The organism is Chloroflexota bacterium (assembly GCA_014360905.1).
In the GTDB taxonomy this organism is placed as follows: domain Bacteria; phylum Chloroflexota; class Anaerolineae; order UBA2200; family UBA2200; genus JACIWX01.
On the sequence record JACIWW010000038.1, the window covers coordinates 1 to 17,407 of the forward strand.

Genomic DNA, 17,407 nt, shown 5'->3' on the forward strand with positions numbered 1-17,407 from the left:
TAGCTCCTCTTGCAAGGCAGCTACTTGTGCGCGCAAAGTATTGTTCTCAGCACGGAGGGCAACGACTTCTTCTTCCAGTGTCATGTGCTCAGTATACCACAGCTAGCCCTAATCTGAACAATTACCGTAATTGTGCTTCGCCGTTATTCCTCAATCCACCTCCACGCCGTCCCCTGCTTCGACTTCGCCAATGACCCAATAGTGTTGCTTTTCCATACGCAGAAAGGCTTCAACCTCAGCGAGTTTGTCCTGTGACACCGCGATCAAGAGCCCCCCAGATGTTTCCGGGGTGTAGAACAGCATCAGCAATTCTTCGCTAATCCGCGGAGAAGCCTTGACCCATTGTCCAAAATGGTCCGCGTTACGTTTGCTCCCACCTGGGAAAAGCCAGTTTTCAGCGTAATCTCGCGCACCAGGCAAAAGCGGCACTTGCTCAGCATGGATGTGCAAGCGAACGCCGCTGTGCTCAGCCATTTCCTCAGCATGGCCAAGCAAGCTAAAACCAGTGATGTCAGTCATTGCCTTGATATCAAATTGAGGCACAAGCTGTGCACCAATGCGGTTCAATTGCAACATTGAGTCAATCGCCGCCTGCAGATGCGCGGCATCGGCTACGTTGCTCTTGGCGGCTGTGCTGATAATCCCGGTCCCGAGGGACTTGGTCAGCAACAAGATGTCACCAGGACGTGCTCCCGCTTTCGTAGCGATGTGCTGCGGATGCACAATGCCCATGACAGAAAGCCCATACTTTGGTTCAGGATCATCCACGGTATGCCCACCAGCAACTACCCCACCCCCTTCGCGAACTTTTTCTGCTCCACCGCGCAGGATCTCCGTAATGACAGCAGGTGGAAGGTTCGCCGGAAAACAGGCAATATTCAAAGCAAGGATGACTTCCCCACCCATCGCATAGACGTCGCTCATGGCATTGGCAGCCGCGATAGCACCATAGGTATAAGGATCATCCACAATAGGAGTGAAAAAGTCTATCGTCTGTACAATGGCTACATCATCGCTGATTTTATACACCGCTGCATCATCGCTGACTTCCAATCCAACCAACAGGTTAGGGTAGTCAGCGCGGGTGAACATGCCTTGCAGTGGGCGCAGAACCTGCGCCAGGGCCGCGGGCCCGCGCTTAGCAGCTCAACCTGCAGCAGTGGTCATGGCTGTCAGACGCTTGAGTTCGCATGATTCAGCCACCTTCATCACCTCCTTTTTGACTGCGCCTGCCTATTCCTGCGCTCATTCTTTCACTATCACCTTGTGAACGCTATCATACTCCACCTTAGCTTCGCGCAACACGGCACAGACAGCGTCCACATCCGCCCAGGCACAGCGCAAGGCTGTTCCACAATCAGAACTCAGTTGGCGGGGCGTTGGGATCAGTTTCACTTGAAATCCGACGCGTAGCAGCACACGCTCCGCTTTGATCGCACCTTGTGTCGAATGGAAGAGCACAACGGCATATTCCGTCTCGGCCACCTTCCCACCTAGGCAACCCGTGCCTTGCTTGCTATTCTGTGCACCGCTTCAATAGCTGCATCTATCTGCTCTATTGAGTTGAAGTAGCTCAGCCCGAACCTGACGGTGCCTCGCGGGTATGTGCCAATGGTACGATGCGCAGACGGTGCACAGTGTAAGCCGGGACGGCACATGATGGCGTACTCTTCGTCTAACCGCAGCGCCACATCGGATGGTTCGACACCTTCAATATTGAACGAGACACACGCAGTCTGCCGTCGGGCATCGTGAGTGCCGTAGACATGCACACCAGGGATATCCTGCAGGCCAGCAAGCAGCCGTTCTGTCAGCATTTGTTCATGACGACGGATATTTTCTACTCCTTGCTCAAGCACAAAGCGCACGCCTGCCCCAAGACCGGCAATGCCCACGCCATTGGCTGTACCGCTCTCGTATTTGTCAGGCAAGAAATCCGGTTGTTCTTCTAGTTCAGATTGGCTGCCCGTCCCACCTCGAGTGAGGGGCAGCACCCGATCCAGGTCTACACGCTCTCCTATGCACAGCCCTCCTGTTCCCTGAGGGCCGAACAGCGCCTTGTGCCCTGTAAAAGCCAGTAAATCAATCTGGTTCATGTCAATCGGATAAGCACCAGCCGTCTGCGCTGCATCCACCAGGAGCAAGAGGTCATACCGTCGGGCTATCTCGCCAACATCGGCCACTGGCTGAATCGTACCCACCACATTCGAGGCATGGTTGATCGCCAACAGAACGGTATGCGGCTGAATCGCCTTTTCCACGTCTGCTACATCCAAGACCCCTTCGGGAGAACAAGGTACCACGGTTAAATCCACCCCTAGTGATTGCAGATATCGCAGGGGACGCATAACAGAGTTGTGCTCTATAGACGTGGTTACGACATGATCGCCTGGACGCAGGTACCCAAAGAGCACTAGATTGAGCGCCTGAGTAACATTGGCAGTGAAAACAATACGCAGAGGATCGTCCATGTCAAATAATGTCGCCAATGCTTCGCGTGTATCGTACACGATTCGGTTGGCTTCCACCGCCATCCGATGCCCAGAGCGGCCAGGGCTGCCACCCACATTCTGCATAAAGTTCACGAGCGCCTCGGTAACGCCAGGCGGCTTGGGCCAGGTAGTCGCAGCGTTATCTAGATAGATCACAGGAATCCTTCTTTCTTGTGCACATCACCCGGCAGGTCATGCAAAGCCATTATAAGTCCATCGCAATAGCTGGTCAAAGCATGAAACGACAAGCCAGGTAGACCCCAAGGGTTTTGAGAACCCTTGGGGCCCTTTTCATTCATTTAGTAATAGTCAGTTTGAACTCGTCCCCAACTGCCTCGATATGTACCTGAAAACCAGACTTCTCGGCCATGCGGCGTACGTTTTCCCGCGAGGTAACTGTGTCAACCAACACCTCAATGGGTAGTTCGCCTGTTTGCAATGCATTCCGGGTAAGAATGACAGGCTGGGGACAAGAAAGCCCACGTGCATCAACCACTTTCATCTTCTATCCCTCCATCATCTATTCCGATTGTCGCATGGTAAAGCCAATGGCCAGGCAGACCACCAAGCCCAATACGATGGCAGCCATTCCCGCGGTGGAGAAACCTCCAACCTTCACTGCACCTTCTACGACTGTATCAGGCCTGCCAGCCAGGGCGAAATTGTGGGAGAAACCAGCGCCAACAATCATGCCCAAAACAAAAACCGCCGCATCTCCATCGCCTTCACCCGCGAGGAAAAGTTGGCGCCCAGGGCATCCACCTGCCAGGGCAAAGGCCAGCCCTGCCAGCGTCATGCCCAGAAAATTCCATAGGTGATTGCTGTGAGCAACTGGCTGAGCAATGAAGCCAACACGGATTTGTCCCAGCAACAAATTGGTGACAACAGCTATTGCCAGCAGCGCGCCTACACCACTGATAAGATGGGTATCTCCCATCAGGATGACATCACGCATTGCCCCCATGGTGCAGAAGCGAGTCCGCTGTGCTAGAAAGCCAATAATCATACCCACGCTCAAGGAAATCAGCAAAGGAGCATGGAGCGAGCCAGGCCCACTCTTGCTGAAGAAAATTGGCCCGTCGGGGCTGAACTGTGGTCGGAAGACAAGCAACAGCAAGAGACCTACCATCAAGAGGGGCATAATCCAGCCAACGGCCGTATACGTGCGATAGGAGCGCCCCAAATCATATCCTGACTTGAGAAATTGCACGCCGATAGCGATGCCTGTGGCAAGGCCGGCCAGGCCAAGGATCGCGTTAAGGTCTCCGCCTGCTAAACGTAGCAGCGCACGCCAGGGGCAGCCAAGAAAGGCCAGGGCGCCGATCATAGCAAATACCCCCAGCACAAAACGCACGATGGGAGCAGAGCCAGCGCGGGCTTTGAACTCACGGAAGAGGAGCGCGGCGACCAACGAACCCAGCACGAAGCCAATGATCTCCGGCCGGATGTACTGGACGACAGCAGCGCGGTGTAGCCCCAGAGCACCTGCAATATCCCGCTCAAAGCAGGCCACGCAGATACCCATGTTGGGTGGGTTGCCCAGCCTTTGCAGAAGCGGCGCCAAAACGCCTATGACAACGCCGGCTAGAACGATGCCCCTTCGTGAGGCAAAAAACGTGGTAATCTTTTCAGACATGGTTGTGTTCCTCCTTTTGATATATTTTCTACGCGGTCAAGTGACCACCAGCGTAGGCAAAAGAATACCGCCGTCAGCACACGCTGGCGGCGGTATTCATCACAGGAGGGACACAATGCCCTAATCAAGGACGGGGTTACACCACCGCCTTGGCATGTGCAGATCGGCTCGCGAGCACCAACTGGTGCTCAGCGCTACAACTCAAATTCAGCGGTGGTGCAATTCGAACAAGGCTTCGCTCCTCACCATTAGAATCAGCAATCGGAACTGCTCCAAGTGCCCCAAATATAGTCGCATTCCAACCGAAAGTCAAATCAAAGTCATCTATACCTAATTAGACTGCAAAGCCACTCCCAGATCATGCGCAAGAATCTGATCAAAGGATTTCCTGTATACACGGGGGACACCGTAGGGATCGGTGTTGCGCTAGGTGCGGGTGTGGGCATCGCTTCGCTGCGCACAGCGATATGGCCCAGTGTATATCTACCACTCCCATCGTGCTGGCTTACATTTACCAGATAGAAATAGCGCTGAGCATCTTCCGGTGATAGATCAGGATTCACCAGCGCAATGCGCAAGTCATACTCGCCTGCTGGCACAGAGGGAGGTATCACGACTGCTTTCTCAATGCGTATCGGCTGTGCTGTGTACCATTTTGTCGTAGGCACCGCAGGGGTAAAGCGATGCTCAAACACTGGCGAATCACTGGCGGCGTCCACAAAGGCAATGAGGATATCGTACGAAGCAGGAATATCCTTTATTCCTTGCCGCTCTGGGCGCATCAGCGGCACGGTTCCACGGTTCACCCACCGGGTAACGAACGTATATTCCTGCCCGGCAACTACTGTTTTAGGTGCCTCGATGCCCTGACAGAATATCTGCGCGCCCAGGTAGCGTGCCGCAATCTCGCGTGCTTCCTGCCATTCCGAATCAGCGATATCCAAGTACGCTTTTTGCAGGCAGAGATAACTCGCATGTTGTGCCAGAGCAATCTGCATGTACTGCTTGGGCTTGTCCAGAAAACTTGCTTGTCCCCCTGCTGCCTCGTAACCCACTTTGGTAACGGTAGCATAATCTCGATAGAGCCAACCCATGTCGTGATTGCCGCCCAAACCATTGTATTTCAGCCATACACGCATGCCATACTTGGATACGGCATACTCTACCACTGGCTTGATAACTGCGACAGTATGACCATAAAGCCCTCCGCCAAGCTGGAGCACAACGGGAGTCTTGAGAAAACCATGTGTCCGGCTGCCATCCTCCCACACATATTCTTCTTCCAGATAAATATCAAGGATACGCTTGACCGCTTCAATGAATTTCTCGTCCGTGTATCCAGCCTGTTCCCAGGCTGGCGTATCTGCCTCCCGTGCACAGATCGACATTTCGCCGTAACATCCACCTGCCATTACGTTGATAGCATCTACGGTGGGGTCTTCATCGTAGCGAGCTGCCATAGCGTGCACCGCCCGACGTAACAAGCGTTGGTAAGTTTCATTCCAGGGAACAGGTGTGCCTCCACGTGAACCGATGAGTACTACTCCTGTATCTATAGCCCATTGCGGCGTCTGACCCTCCGTGGTCAGCAGTTCCAGCCAAATGCGTTTGTCCAGACTACGCGCTTTGTTGATCTCTGCATCCAAAGGCGCCCAGTTAAAGACCCCTGGTTGCGGCTCAACCGAGGCCCAGCCACTGGCCCCTTCTGTGGCATCATAACCCCAACTGATATAGGGTTGAGCCATAATTCCAGCCGCGAGCCAGTGGCATTGCCCCAGACCTTGTCCAGCATTCACCACAATGTCGGATGGTAAACTGGGATCGATCGAGAAGGGAGGCAGATCTCCACCTGGAGCCCCAGCCTGAGCCTGGGAAGTTGGCACCACACTGAAAGTCAAACAGGAAAGACAGACAATAAGCAACAGGACGCGAAAGCGAATCAAGGTGCAATGTTTTGTGGGAATGGAATGCATCTTCCTACCTGTTTCGAATGGCATTACAATTGCTTAGACCTTTTGCAAAATGGTGATCATCGGGCACCACGACCCGAGAGTACCACGGGCAAAGTCTTGAGCAGGATCTCGAGATCGAGACGGAGCGAACGTCGCTCGATGTACTCGATGTCAATGCTCACGATCTCCTTGAAAGTCAAGCTGCTTCGTCCCTTGATTTGGGCCAAGCCAGTGATGCCAGGCAATACTTCCAAACGTCGGAAATGCCATGGCTTGTACACATCCACTTCATACGGCATGGAGGGACGTGGTCCCACGAGGCTCATATCCCCCTTTAACACATTGAAAAGCTGGGGCAACTCATCCAAGCTGGTCTTGCGCAATAACCTGCCCACTGGCGTTATTCGATGATCATTAGCCGGCTTGAACACCCCACCCCGGGGAGCTGCCACGCGATGATTGCCATTGATATAGTCCCGTGCATAACGTTCGTCCTCAGAATTATTCGAATTATTGTACATGGAACGGAACTTGTAGAAAGCAAAGACTTTGCCACCCTTGCCTACTCTCTCCTGCACCAGAATGGATGGCCCGGGAGAAGTAGCTTTAATCACCAATGCAATGACACACATCAGTGGCAGCAACAAGAGCAAGAGCAAAGCAGCACTAAAGAGATCGAACGCTCTTTTTGTCAGAGCGTATAGCCGTCTGCGACGTGTCACCAACGGCTGCGCCAAGCTCAGGAGATATAAAGCCCTCACATGGTTCGCTTCTGATTGAACTCGTGGAACGCTCTCTTGAACAGTTATACGCACCAGTTTTTCACGCTACATCTAAATAGATTGTCAAAAGACGCCCAAATTATAATCTTTTTCTACCAAACACAAAAGGCACTACGTACCAGGACTTTACCCCAAACTAGATGAGCTTTACCACGCGAAGCATAAGTTAAAGCCTAGGAGCGAAGTTCATGACCATTGTAACTGACCCCCGTCCGCAGAGCAAACCAGAGCCATCGGCCATAAGTAAGCTCTTGTAAAGGATCTTGGTTTTCCTCTCCTCCCGGCGAAACCGCCCTTTGGCCTTCCTTCGAGTAGTCTGGGTAAATCCCAGCGTTGCACCATTGACGGAAGGTAGCGGCGGAGTTATAATCCCGCCTAGGATTGTTACGGTCAGGAGTATAGAGGATGGATGAGCAGGCTCTGGTCGCCGCGGCACGTCGTGGTGATACAGAGGCATTCAATCAGCTTGTTTTGATGTATCAAACGCTGCTCTACAACGTGGCTTATCGCATGCTGCATGATCAGGATGCAGCAGCGGATGCTACGCAAGAGGCGTTTCTTTCTGCTTTCCGCTGTATAAAAGGCTTCCGAGGCGGCTCTTTCAAAGCATGGCTGCTGCGTATTGTGATGAATGCGTGTTACGATCAGTTGCGAGTGGCACAACGCCGTCCTAGTTCCTCCCTGGACGATCTACAAGTCGAGCCCGAACACAGTGCGCTATTGACGGATAATAACGAGTCGCCAGAAGAATATGCATTGCGGCAGGATCTGGGCCGGGCTATCCAGGTTGGCCTGGACACTTTGCCTGCTGATCAGAGAGTTACCGTTATTCTATCAGACATTCAGGGGTTCAGTTATGAGGAAATCGCTCAGGTCACAGGCGTATCATTGGGCACAGTCAAATCACGACTGAGCCGAGGGCGGGCGCGGCTCCGGGATTACCTGCTGCATGAGCAGGAACTTTTGCCTAAACGCTATCGTCTTACAGGCAGATAGGAATGGAGTGAACATGTTCGCCTTTATCAAGCGGTGGACGAAAACCGAACATGAGTTCTGTCAAGAAGAGCTTTCTGCATTTCTCGATGGTCAACTGAGCCAGCGAGAGCGGCAACGCGTGGAAAGACATCTCAAGAAATGCTCAGCATGTCAGAGAGACCTTGTATCTCTGCAGCAGACAGTGGCTTTGCTACGCAGCACGCCAGTGTTAAAGCCGCCCCGTTCTTTCTTCATACCAGTATCAGAAAGGGCTAAGCAGAAGCAAGCACAACGCACTCGCCTGGTCTATGGCTATCTTCGAGCCGCAACGGCAGTAGCAACGGTTTTGTTGGTGCTGGTTATCTCCAGCGATGCAGTATTGCGCTTCGCCACGGTAACATCTGCTCGTCCTATGCTGGGAGCAACACCAGAGGCAAGGACCTGGCAGGCAGAACCGACTGCTATGGAGCAAGTCAAAGTGCTGTCAGCACCGTCGCTAGCTCCTTTGCCCCCTCCGGAAGGACCAACTGCAGTGCCCTTGACCATGGGTGAAGCTGCCCCGCAGCAGGCCCCTGAACCGATTGCCAGCACCGAACCTGAACTATTATTGTTTGCTGGTGAGCCGACTTCCGTGGCGACGGCAGAACCCGTCGTGGATGGTCAAATGCTTGAGGCCAAAGCCTTGCCCTCGCAAACATTTGCCCGCTCTGCTGGACCTCCTCCATTGCCGGCAGCTAGCCCAGAAGAGGTGCCTATCGACTCACCAACTGCTAAGACGACACAGCCATCACCCACAACGGTGCTCGTAGCTGAGGCAGTCTCTACAGTCGAGCCAGAATCAACCGAGACATCCATACTGCCCATAGCTGAGCTAGTGCCAAGCGAGACGGCTGTACCACCCACAGTGGAACCAGAGCCAACTCAGACACCCGTTCCACCCGCAGTCGAGTCAGAGCCAACTCAGACACCCGTTCCACCCACAGTCGAGCCAGAGCCAACCGAGACACCCATAACACCCACAGCGACGCCTTTGCCAACGGAGACGCCCGTACTGCCTACAGCGACGCCGGTGCCGACTCAAGTACCTATAGCGGCTGTGGGGCTACCCTCGCCACAGCCGATAACAGGAGAGGGACAAGCAAGTGAAATACCGCTGGCACGTCCTGGTCTATGGACGCTCCTGATGGCTATGCGTCCGCTGCTGCCTTGGCTAGAGTGGACACTCGGCGTTATGGCTGTCTTGCTGCTGGTCATCACGTTATGGTTGCGCCAAGCCCAGCGTTCGCTATAGCACAGTAGGCCAACACTCAGACCGTCTGTTAGGCTACAGCATCTGGTAAAGTCTTTAGAGATTTTTTAGCGCGCTGGGGCTTGTGTCTTCTGTGCTCCGATCAAATTATCTCTCCCGCTCTAACCCGATGGGAATTGTTTGCGATCAACATAGCGCTAGAGTGAGCAGGCGCACGAACCTCACCACATCCAAAAAGCAGACACTGCTTCCCTAGCCATTCAGAAGGTCCTGGCAGGAGCAAGTGTGCTTTGCCAGAGAAACAGAATTCGGTATAATTAAGTATGATTTTTCAGCGTTCACACAAATTGCAAGATAGCCTGACGCGCACGCGGCAGTCTTTTTTTGGCCGCATTGCAGGGCTGTTTTCTGGTGGTGATATAACAGAAGAGACCTGGGAAGAGTTAGAGGCTTTGCTCATCGCCGCCGACGTAGGGGTCGCTACTACGATTGAGTTGGTGGATGCTTTGCGCGAGCAGGTCGCACGGGCGCATATCCGCCGTGCAGATGAGGCACAGGCTTTGCTCAAGCAGCAAATGATTGCTCTGCTGCAAACCAATGCACACCGCTACCTGGAGGGCGAGAGCAAACCTTTATCCATCATATTGGTAATTGGCGTCAACGGATCTGGTAAAACGACCAGCATTGCCAAGCTGGCGCGGTACCATCAACAGCGCGGCGACAGGGTGCTATTGGCTGCGGGCGATACTTTCCGTGCAGCAGCCATTGAGCAATTGGCTATATGGGCCAAGCGTCTAGGCGTGGAATTGGTCGCTCATCAACCAGGCAGTGATCCAGGTGCAGTGCTGTACGATGCGATCCATGCTGCTCAATCACGTGGGGCGAATGTCTTGATTGCGGATACGGCTGGACGCCTGCACACCAAACACAACCTGATGCAAGAACTGAAGAAGATTCACAATGTGGCTGCTCGACAACTGCCTGGTGCACCGCATGAAACAGTCCTCATGCTGGACGCCACCACCGGTCAGAATGGCTTGGCACAGGCGCGTACGTTCAGCGAAGCAGTGCAGGTCACAGGTCTGTTCCTAGCCAAGCTGGATGGCACAGCCAAGGGTGGCATCGTCTTTGCCGTGGCGCGCGAGCTTAGCATTCCTATCTTTTTCGTCGGAACAGGGGAGCATGCTGAGGACATTGCCGAATTTGATGCCGCAGAATTCGTTGACGGCTTGTTCCGATGATGGGCACGTCTGCCGCGGAAAAGCGATAGAATATCTCTGTGTAGAAAACTCGTATGAGGGAATGTATGGAAGAATTACAGACAAAATTGAGTAAATTGAACGAGCGCATCAATCAAATCATGGAGCGTCTTTGACCTGGCCAGCAAGGAAAAGGAAATCGCTGAGCTGGAACAGCGCGCCACTATGGATGGCTTTTGGGATGATGTGGAGCAGGCACAGCAAGTGATGCAGCACCTGGCCAGGCTGAAGGAAGAAATGGAAGTATGGCGTAATCTTTCCACACGCATTCGGGAACTGCAGGATTTGTTCTCTCTAGCACAGCAGGAAGACGATCAGGCAATGGGAGAGGAGATAGCCACAGAAGCCAACAAGTTGGCAGAAGAGCTGGACAAAATGGAGTTCCGCCTGGCTTTCAGTGGGCCTTATGATGCAAAAGACGCCATCTTGTCTATTCACGCCGGGGCTGGGGGCACTGAGTCGCAAGACTGGGCAGCCATGCTGTTGCGCATGTACCTGCGCTGGGCGGAAGAAAATGGCTATCAGACAGAATTATTGGACACCATGCCCGGAGAAGAGGCGGGCATAAAAAGCGCTACAGTTTCTATTGTGGGACCGTATGCATATGGCTACTTGAAAAGCGAACGAGGAGTGCATCGTCTGGTGCGGCTGTCTCCCTTTGATGCCGCACATCGCCGACATACTTCTTTTGCATTAGTAGAGGTAATCCCCGATATCGAAGGCGAGATACAAATTGACATCAATCCAGATGATCTGCGCATAGATGTATTTCGTGCTGCAGGTGCTGGTGGACAAAATGTGCAGAAGAACGCCACGGCTGTGCGCATCACGCACATTCCGACAGGTATTGTGGCTGCTTGCCAAAACGAGCGCTCCCAGTTACAGAACCGTCAAATGGCGATGAAGGTCTTGCGCGCTCGGCTGTTTGCTCTCGAAGAGGCGAAGAGGGAAGAGGAGCGAGCCAAACTGAAGGGCAAACACGTTTCGGCAGGCTGGGGCAATCAGATCCGTTCCTACGTATTGCATCCGTACCACATGGTCAAAGACCTGCGTACCGGCTATGAAACGGGGAATACGGATGCGGTGCTCGATGGCCACCTAGAACCTTTCATGAAGGCTTACCTGCAGTCGACAATCGGCGAATCTCAAGAGTGACCCCTCATGCCTCAGAGGACTGGCTTCCCTTAGAGGCCAAGTTCCTGAGGAATATTTTTGTTGATAACCATTCATAGGAGGTGCTTTACATTGCGACCTTATCTCTTGCTTGATGCTGGATGGACTCTGCTTTTCCCCGACTATCGCGTCATCCGGCAGATCATAGTGCAAAATGGATACGATGTCTCCGAAGAACGTCTCGAAAGGTTGATGGCTGAGTTCGTCCGGGATTTCGACGAACGCCTGCGAAACAACGGTCAGGCTGATTTTGACCTTTTTGAGTGGGTACTTGAGCGGGCAGGTGTGGATAAGCAGCACATTCCATCGATCGTTAGTCAATTGCTCGCTAGAGATGCTGAAAAGAGCCTATGGACATATACCTACCCCTGGGTATATGAAACGTTGGCAAATCTGTCAGGGCAAGGCTATCGCATGTCAGTTATTTCAAATGCCGACGGGCATGTGGCACAGGAACTGGACTATGTTGGCCTTGTTCGTTACTTTGAGGAGATCTTTGATTCGCATCTCGTTGGCTATGCTAAACCAGATCCTCGCCTCTTTGAGCACGCTTTGAAAACGCTGAAGCTGCATCCAGCTGAGTGCCTCTATGTGGGCGATGTCTATTATGTAGATGTTTTGGGGGCAAACCAAGTGGGCATAGCAGCGCTTCATCTCGACCGCTATGGCCTCTACGATGGCTGGCCGGGCTATCACATCCCGACTGTAGCTGCTTTGCCTGATTTCTTGGCGCAGAACCCTGACTTGCACGATGAGCGTTTCTTCCCCCTGCGCCCGGAGAAAGTAGCAGAGAGTTTACGGCGCCATTCTTCTGGATGATTCACGAGCTTTTCCGCCGACCCAGTGTTTGGCACGTCGCTTCTGGGTTGTCGGTCAGCACAGCATCGCAACCGAGTGCGCGGTAGAACCAGAGCCGCGTATCAGGCTTGGGATCAAGTGGGCAGATCAACTGACCATAGCGGTGTGCAATCCACACGAAGAGCGGGTTGAGTACCAGCACTGGCCAGAAAGGCCCCATGAGTTGGACTCGGGGTAGTGGCCATACTCGGGCGATTGTGATCCACCCTATGGGAATATCTGATACAATAGCCTGCACAGATAGCAGACGCGGCAGGGAAAAGGACAACACTGCCGTGCGCCCTCGCACACCGGCCTGCTCCAGTTCGTAAGCCAGAGCGCGGCACACATCTGCCTCCAAGAAACGGTCAGTCTTTAGCTCTAGCGCGAGCGCCACATCAGTGGGCAAGATCTCTGCAACTTCGGCCAATGTAGGGATGCGCTCATCTCGGAATTCGGGACGGCCATAGGAAGCGCTCAGCCTCTTAAGCTCGGCCAGTGTCATGTCGGCTACACGCCCATGCCCGTCTGTGGTACGGTCTACTGTCTCGTCGTGAATGCAGACAAAGTGGCCATCCACCGTCAGGTGCAAGTCGGTTTCCAAGATATCCGCTCCGTCAGCCAGTGCTTGCTGGAAGGCAGCCAGCGTATTCTCCGGGCAGGCAACGCGGTTGCCGCGATGGGCCATCACGTAGGGTTTGCTCCGGCCAGTCAAGGTGTAAAGAGGGAGCTTCGTCATGAGGTTCTCCATTGCAAGGTTCTCGCTATTTGCGCACCGAATACAGTTCGGCTGAATACCGCTTAACACACATTGTACTCAACTCCCTGCTATAGACAATAAAACCCCAAGGTTTCTGTAACCCTTGGGGGCTTGCTCATGCTGCCTTCTTTAGGCTCAACATGCGTTGCACAGTCTCCGAGACAGGTGCGTAATGGTCGAATTCCATGCTGAAGGTTCCGCGTCCCTGCGTCCGGGAGCGCAGACTGCTGGCATAGCCGAACATGGTTGCCAGAGGCACCTGCGCTATAACCGTCTGTGTATCCCCCTGTCTTTCCAGATTGGCAATGCTCGCCCGACGGATCTTGAGATCGGCTACTACTTCGCCCGTGTACTCGTTTGGCGCAATCGCCTCCAGGCGCATGATGGGTTCTAAAATGACCGGTGCAGCCTTTGCCACACCATCCTGCAGAGCCATGGAGGCTGCGGCACGAAAGGCGATATCGGAGGAGTCTACCTCGTGATAAGTGCCGTCCACTAAAGTGACCTTGAGGTCAATGATGGGGTTCTCCGCCAGCACACCGCGCTGCAGCGCATCGCGTATGCCAGCTTCGATCGCAGGCACGTATTTTCGCGGAATGGAAGCGCCACGTAGCGCATCCTCGAAAACAAAACCGCTGCCTGCTGGCAATGGCTCCAGTTCCAGGATGACATGCGCAAACTGCCCATGCCCGCCGGTTTGACGTACCAAACGGTATTCCCCGCGTGCTGGTCGCGTGATCGTCTCACAATAAGCGACCTGCGGTGCCCCCACGTTCGCATGCACGCTAAACTCGCGCCTCATGCGCTCGACAAAAACCTCTAGATGAAGTTCACCCATGCCGGAGATAATCGTCTGTCCGGTTCGCTCGTCTTGGCGCACATGTATCGTGGGATCCTCATCCGCCAGCCGCTGCAAGCAAAGCCCAAGTTTGGCCAAGTCGGCCTTGCTCTGTGGCTCTACGGCTAGCGAGACCACCGGTATGGGGAAGGTAATTTTCTCCAAGACAACTGGCCTTTCTGGATCGCACAGAGTCTCGCCAGTGGCTGCGGCTTTGAAACCTAGGACCGCACCAATATCGCCCGCGCGGATCTCCTCTATCTCCTCGCGATGGTTGGCGTGAACGCGCACAATGCGACCAGCGCGTTCCCGCTCTCCTCGGTTGGCATTCAGCAAAGTTTGCCCGTGCCTCAAGACGCCCGAATACATGCGGAAGTACACCAGACGCCCCATGTACGGATCGGTAACGATTTTGAAGACCAAAGCTGCGGTCGGCTCAGATGGATCTGCGCGACAAACTACTTCTTCTTCTGAACCAGGTGTCGTGCCTCGGATTGCCAGCACATCCGCAGGCGATGGTAGATAGGCGACCACGGCATCCAGCACGCTCTGCACGCCCTTATCGCGTAACGACGAGCCACATAAGAAGGGAACAATATGTCCAGACAGCGTTTCCCGACGCAAGACGGAGCGCAGCAGATGTGATGGCACCTCTTGACCCTCGAGATACAGGAATGCGATCTCATCATCCAAGTCGGCCAGTTGTTCTAGCATCCGCTCACGCTGCTCCTTGGCTTTCTCCACAAGCAGCGCAGGGATAGCAGTCACGTGGAACGGTTCGCCGCTCCGCCCTGAGTTTGAAGAATCCGTACCGTTGAAAAGAACCGCACGCATTTCGATTAAGTCCACGAAGCCGCAGAAATCCGCTTCTGCACCAATGGGCATTTGCAGAGCCACGGGATTAGCGCCCAGACGTTGCCTGACCATATCCAGCGTGCGCTCGAAATTCGCACCAGGTCGGTCCATCTTGTTGACGAAGCCAATGCGTGGCACGCCAAAGCGGTCGGCCTGACGCCATACCGTCTCCGACTGAGGTTCGACACCAGCCACTGCGTCAAAGACAACCACGCCACCATCCAGCACACGCAAAGAGCGCTGTACTTCAGCAGTGAAATCTATATGGCCAGGAGTGTCAATGATGTTGATCTGATGTCCCCGCCATTCGCACCTCACGGCTGCTGATTGAATGGTGATGCCGCGTTCGCGCTCTTGATCCATGAAGTCAGTTACCGTCGTGCCGTCATCCACATTGCCCATGCGATGCGTCTGGCCGGTGTGGAAAAGAATGCGTTCGGTAGTCGTTGTTTTGCCCGCATCAATGTGGGCGATGATGCCGATATTGCGAATCTTGCCTATGTCTATTTGTTGCAACCTATGATTGTAATTACTTGCCATATTCGTTCTCCGTGTTTCGTACTGCGTAAAAAGACACAGCACAGTTGCACCCTGTCATGGACACATAAAACGAGGCAGTCACAGCGTCCTACCTCTGCAACTGCCTCGTAACAGGGTCACGCCAAAAAGCCTGAAACCTGTGCCTCAGGCAATGAATATTGTAATGCACTTGTGCTCATTTGTCAAATCATGGAACAGCCCTTGATTTCCTCTGGAAAAGGGTAAGAGTCACGTGAGCAAGCCGGAGAGCCTGCCCTTGGCTTGGGATGACCGAACGGCGAAATTTTGATGCTACAAGTGACCTGCTTCGGTTCGCTGTTGGACTAGATTAGCTATCCTCTGCCTTGGATTCAGGCAGACAACGTCCGTAGATTTCGGTCATCTTGCGCAGGCGCTTTCTGATTTCTGGTGTCAAAGCATCGGGTAGAAAGCGCCAGCTCCAGTTTCCGCCCAATCGGCTAGGATAGTTCATGCGTGCTTCTGGACCAAGGCTGAGCACTTCTTGCAATGGCACGATGGCTGTATCGGCGACAGAGGCGAACAACCAACGGATGAAATCCCAGGGGAGGTCATGCCCATCTGTGCCAAAGTATGCTAGGACCGCTTCTCGCTCTTGCTCCGTGGCCGTGTTGAACCAACCGATAACGGTATCGTTGTCGTGGGTGCCCGTGTATACCACACAGTGCTGGATATAATTGTGCGGCAGGAAAGGATCATTGGCATCGCTGGCGAAAGCGAATTGCAATATGCGCATGCCAGGGAAGCCAAACTGTTCACGCAACTCTACTACAGGGGGCGTGATGACCCCCAGGTCTTCGGCAATGATGGGCAACTTGCCCAGTGCCTTCTCCACGGCGAGGAACAGGTCAGCACCAGGGCCTTTGACCCAGCGGCCACGCACGGCTGTTTTCTCCGTAGCTGGCACTTCCCAGTAGCCCTCGAAGCCACGGAAGTGATCCAGTCGCACAATGTCCACCAGTTCGAAAATTGCACGAAAGCGCTCAATCCACCAGGCATACCCCGTCTCCGCCATGCGATCCCAGCGGTAAAGGGGATTACCCCAAAGTTGGCCAGTCTCGCTGAAATAGTCGGGCGGCACGCCAGCAACAAAGGCGGGGTTGCCCTTCTCATCTAGGTAGAAGAGGGAAGGGTTAGCCCACACATCGGCGCTGTCGTGAGCCACGAAAATGGGGATATCGCCAATGACGCGGATACCGCATGCGTTGGCATACCACTTCAGGGCCGCCCATTGGCGGAAGAACTGGTACTGCAGATACTTGTGCCGCTCGATTTCCTCGGCAAGAGTCTGCTTCCAGCGTGCCATCGCTTCGGGTTTCCTGGCTGCAATGTCCTCCTCCCAGGCAGTCCACACTGCGCCTTCATGTGCATCTTTCAGCGCCATAAAGAGAGCATAGTCGTCAAGCCAGGCGCGCTTCTGGGCGCAGAAAGCAGCAAATTCAGTCCTTTCCAGGAGATTGTTCCGGTGCTGAAAGTTCTCGAAAGCCTTTTTCAGCAAGCGCGTTTTGTATGCGATGACCGGGCCATAGTCCACCCACTCTGCCGGAAAGTCCGGCACATCCTCCACATCTGCTGGTGTGAGGTGGCCCTGTTCGATTAGCAAATCTGGACTGATCAAGAGGGGATTGCCGGCGAAAGCGGAGAAACATTGGTAAGGAGAATCACCATAGCCGGTGGGGCCTAGAGGCAACACTTGCCAGATGCCCTGGCCCGTCTCATGCAGAAAATCAATGAAGCGGTAAGCCTCTGGCCCCAAATCACCTATGCCGTAGCGACCCGGTAGCGAAGTGGGGTGCAAAAGGATGCCGCTGGATCTGGGAAATCTCATTGCATCGCCTCCATGGAATGAATTAGAACGCGTGTCTTTCTACCTGAAAGTTTATTATACCGCGCTCGTGGACTATGGCAAAGGACAATGCGCTTGCGCCAACAGATCGTTACCAGGTGGTACAGGCGATTTTGACAAAAGGGGGTGCTCCTGTGGTAAAAGAATTGTGGAAACAACTGCACCAGGAGGAGCACCGCCTATGGCCGATCTGGC

Annotated in this window: 15 protein-coding genes; 5 read left to right on the forward strand and 10 right to left on the reverse strand. The window is 53.9% G+C overall.

Features of this window, described 5'->3' with window-relative positions; all coding sequences use genetic code 11:
* Positions 1-150: 150 nt before the first annotated feature.
* The 7 genes from selD to H5T67_12190 form a co-directional block, all read right to left on the reverse strand.
* Positions 151-1,209, reverse strand: a complete 1,059-nt coding sequence (gene selD, locus H5T67_12160) for a selenide, water dikinase SelD (GenBank protein ID MBC7246057.1) — start codon at positions 1,207-1,209, stop codon at positions 151-153.
* 36 nt (positions 1,210-1,245) lie between these two features.
* The gene (locus H5T67_12165; protein ID MBC7246058.1) at positions 1,246-1,485 is read right to left on the reverse strand and encodes a DUF3343 domain-containing protein; all 240 of its coding nucleotides are present in this window, start codon (positions 1,483-1,485) and stop codon (positions 1,246-1,248) included.
* Positions 1,486-1,493: 8 nt separating this feature from the next.
* A complete protein-coding gene (locus H5T67_12170) occupies positions 1,494-2,648 on the reverse strand; it encodes an aminotransferase class V-fold PLP-dependent enzyme (GenBank protein ID MBC7246059.1) in 1,155 nt (384 codons plus the stop codon).
* Between the two features lie 139 nt (positions 2,649-2,787).
* Positions 2,788-2,994 carry a sulfurtransferase TusA family protein gene (locus tag H5T67_12175; GenBank protein MBC7246060.1) on the reverse strand — a complete coding sequence of 69 codons (207 nt, stop codon included), beginning with the start codon at positions 2,992-2,994 and terminating at the stop codon, positions 2,788-2,790.
* Positions 2,995-3,012: 18 nt separating this feature from the next.
* Positions 3,013-4,128, reverse strand: coding sequence for a YedE-related selenium metabolism membrane protein (locus tag H5T67_12180; GenBank protein ID MBC7246061.1), 1,116 nt, complete (start codon positions 4,126-4,128; stop codon positions 3,013-3,015).
* A 320-nt stretch (positions 4,129-4,448) separates the two neighbouring features.
* On the reverse strand, positions 4,449-6,101 hold the full coding sequence (locus H5T67_12185; GenBank protein MBC7246062.1) for a beta-galactosidase: 1,653 nt from the start codon (positions 6,099-6,101) through the stop codon (positions 4,449-4,451).
* Between the two features lie 56 nt (positions 6,102-6,157).
* Positions 6,158-6,823 carry a sugar transferase gene (locus tag H5T67_12190; protein ID MBC7246063.1) on the reverse strand — a complete coding sequence of 222 codons (666 nt, stop codon included), beginning with the start codon at positions 6,821-6,823 and terminating at the stop codon, positions 6,158-6,160.
* A 444-nt stretch (positions 6,824-7,267) separates the two neighbouring features.
* Here H5T67_12190 and H5T67_12195 point away from each other — a divergent pair, with 444 nt between their 5' ends.
* The 5 genes from H5T67_12195 to H5T67_12215 all read left to right on the forward strand — a co-directional run bounded on the left by H5T67_12195 (position 7,268) and on the right by H5T67_12215 (position 12,337).
* Positions 7,268-7,858, forward strand: a complete 591-nt coding sequence (locus tag H5T67_12195; GenBank protein ID MBC7246064.1) for a sigma-70 family RNA polymerase sigma factor — start codon at positions 7,268-7,270, stop codon at positions 7,856-7,858.
* Positions 7,859-7,871: 13 nt separating this feature from the next.
* The gene (locus H5T67_12200; protein ID MBC7246065.1) at positions 7,872-9,128 is read left to right on the forward strand and encodes a zf-HC2 domain-containing protein; all 1,257 of its coding nucleotides are present in this window, start codon (positions 7,872-7,874) and stop codon (positions 9,126-9,128) included.
* Between the two features lie 281 nt (positions 9,129-9,409).
* A complete protein-coding gene (gene ftsY, locus H5T67_12205; protein ID MBC7246066.1) occupies positions 9,410-10,327 on the forward strand; it encodes a signal recognition particle-docking protein FtsY in 918 nt (305 codons plus the stop codon).
* A 111-nt stretch (positions 10,328-10,438) separates the two neighbouring features.
* Complete coding sequence (gene prfB / locus H5T67_12210; GenBank protein ID MBC7246067.1) at positions 10,439-11,500, forward strand: peptide chain release factor 2; 1,062 nt, start codon at positions 10,439-10,441, stop codon at positions 11,498-11,500.
* Between the two features lie 90 nt (positions 11,501-11,590).
* Positions 11,591-12,337, forward strand: a complete 747-nt coding sequence (locus H5T67_12215; protein ID MBC7246068.1) for an HAD family hydrolase — start codon at positions 11,591-11,593, stop codon at positions 12,335-12,337.
* A 1-nt stretch (position 12,338) separates the two neighbouring features.
* Here the strand turns inward: H5T67_12215 and H5T67_12220 are convergent, their stop codons facing one another.
* The 3 genes from H5T67_12220 to malQ all read right to left on the reverse strand — a co-directional run bounded on the left by H5T67_12220 (position 12,339) and on the right by malQ (position 17,194).
* Positions 12,339-13,094, reverse strand: a complete 756-nt coding sequence (locus tag H5T67_12220) for a hypothetical protein (protein MBC7246069.1) — start codon at positions 13,092-13,094, stop codon at positions 12,339-12,341.
* A gap of 136 nt (positions 13,095-13,230) precedes the next feature.
* Positions 13,231-15,348, reverse strand: a complete 2,118-nt coding sequence (gene fusA / locus H5T67_12225) for an elongation factor G (GenBank protein MBC7246070.1) — start codon at positions 15,346-15,348, stop codon at positions 13,231-13,233.
* A gap of 328 nt (positions 15,349-15,676) precedes the next feature.
* A complete protein-coding gene (gene malQ, locus H5T67_12230) occupies positions 15,677-17,194 on the reverse strand; it encodes a 4-alpha-glucanotransferase (GenBank protein ID MBC7246071.1) in 1,518 nt (505 codons plus the stop codon).
* Positions 17,195-17,407: the final 213 nt, after the last annotated feature.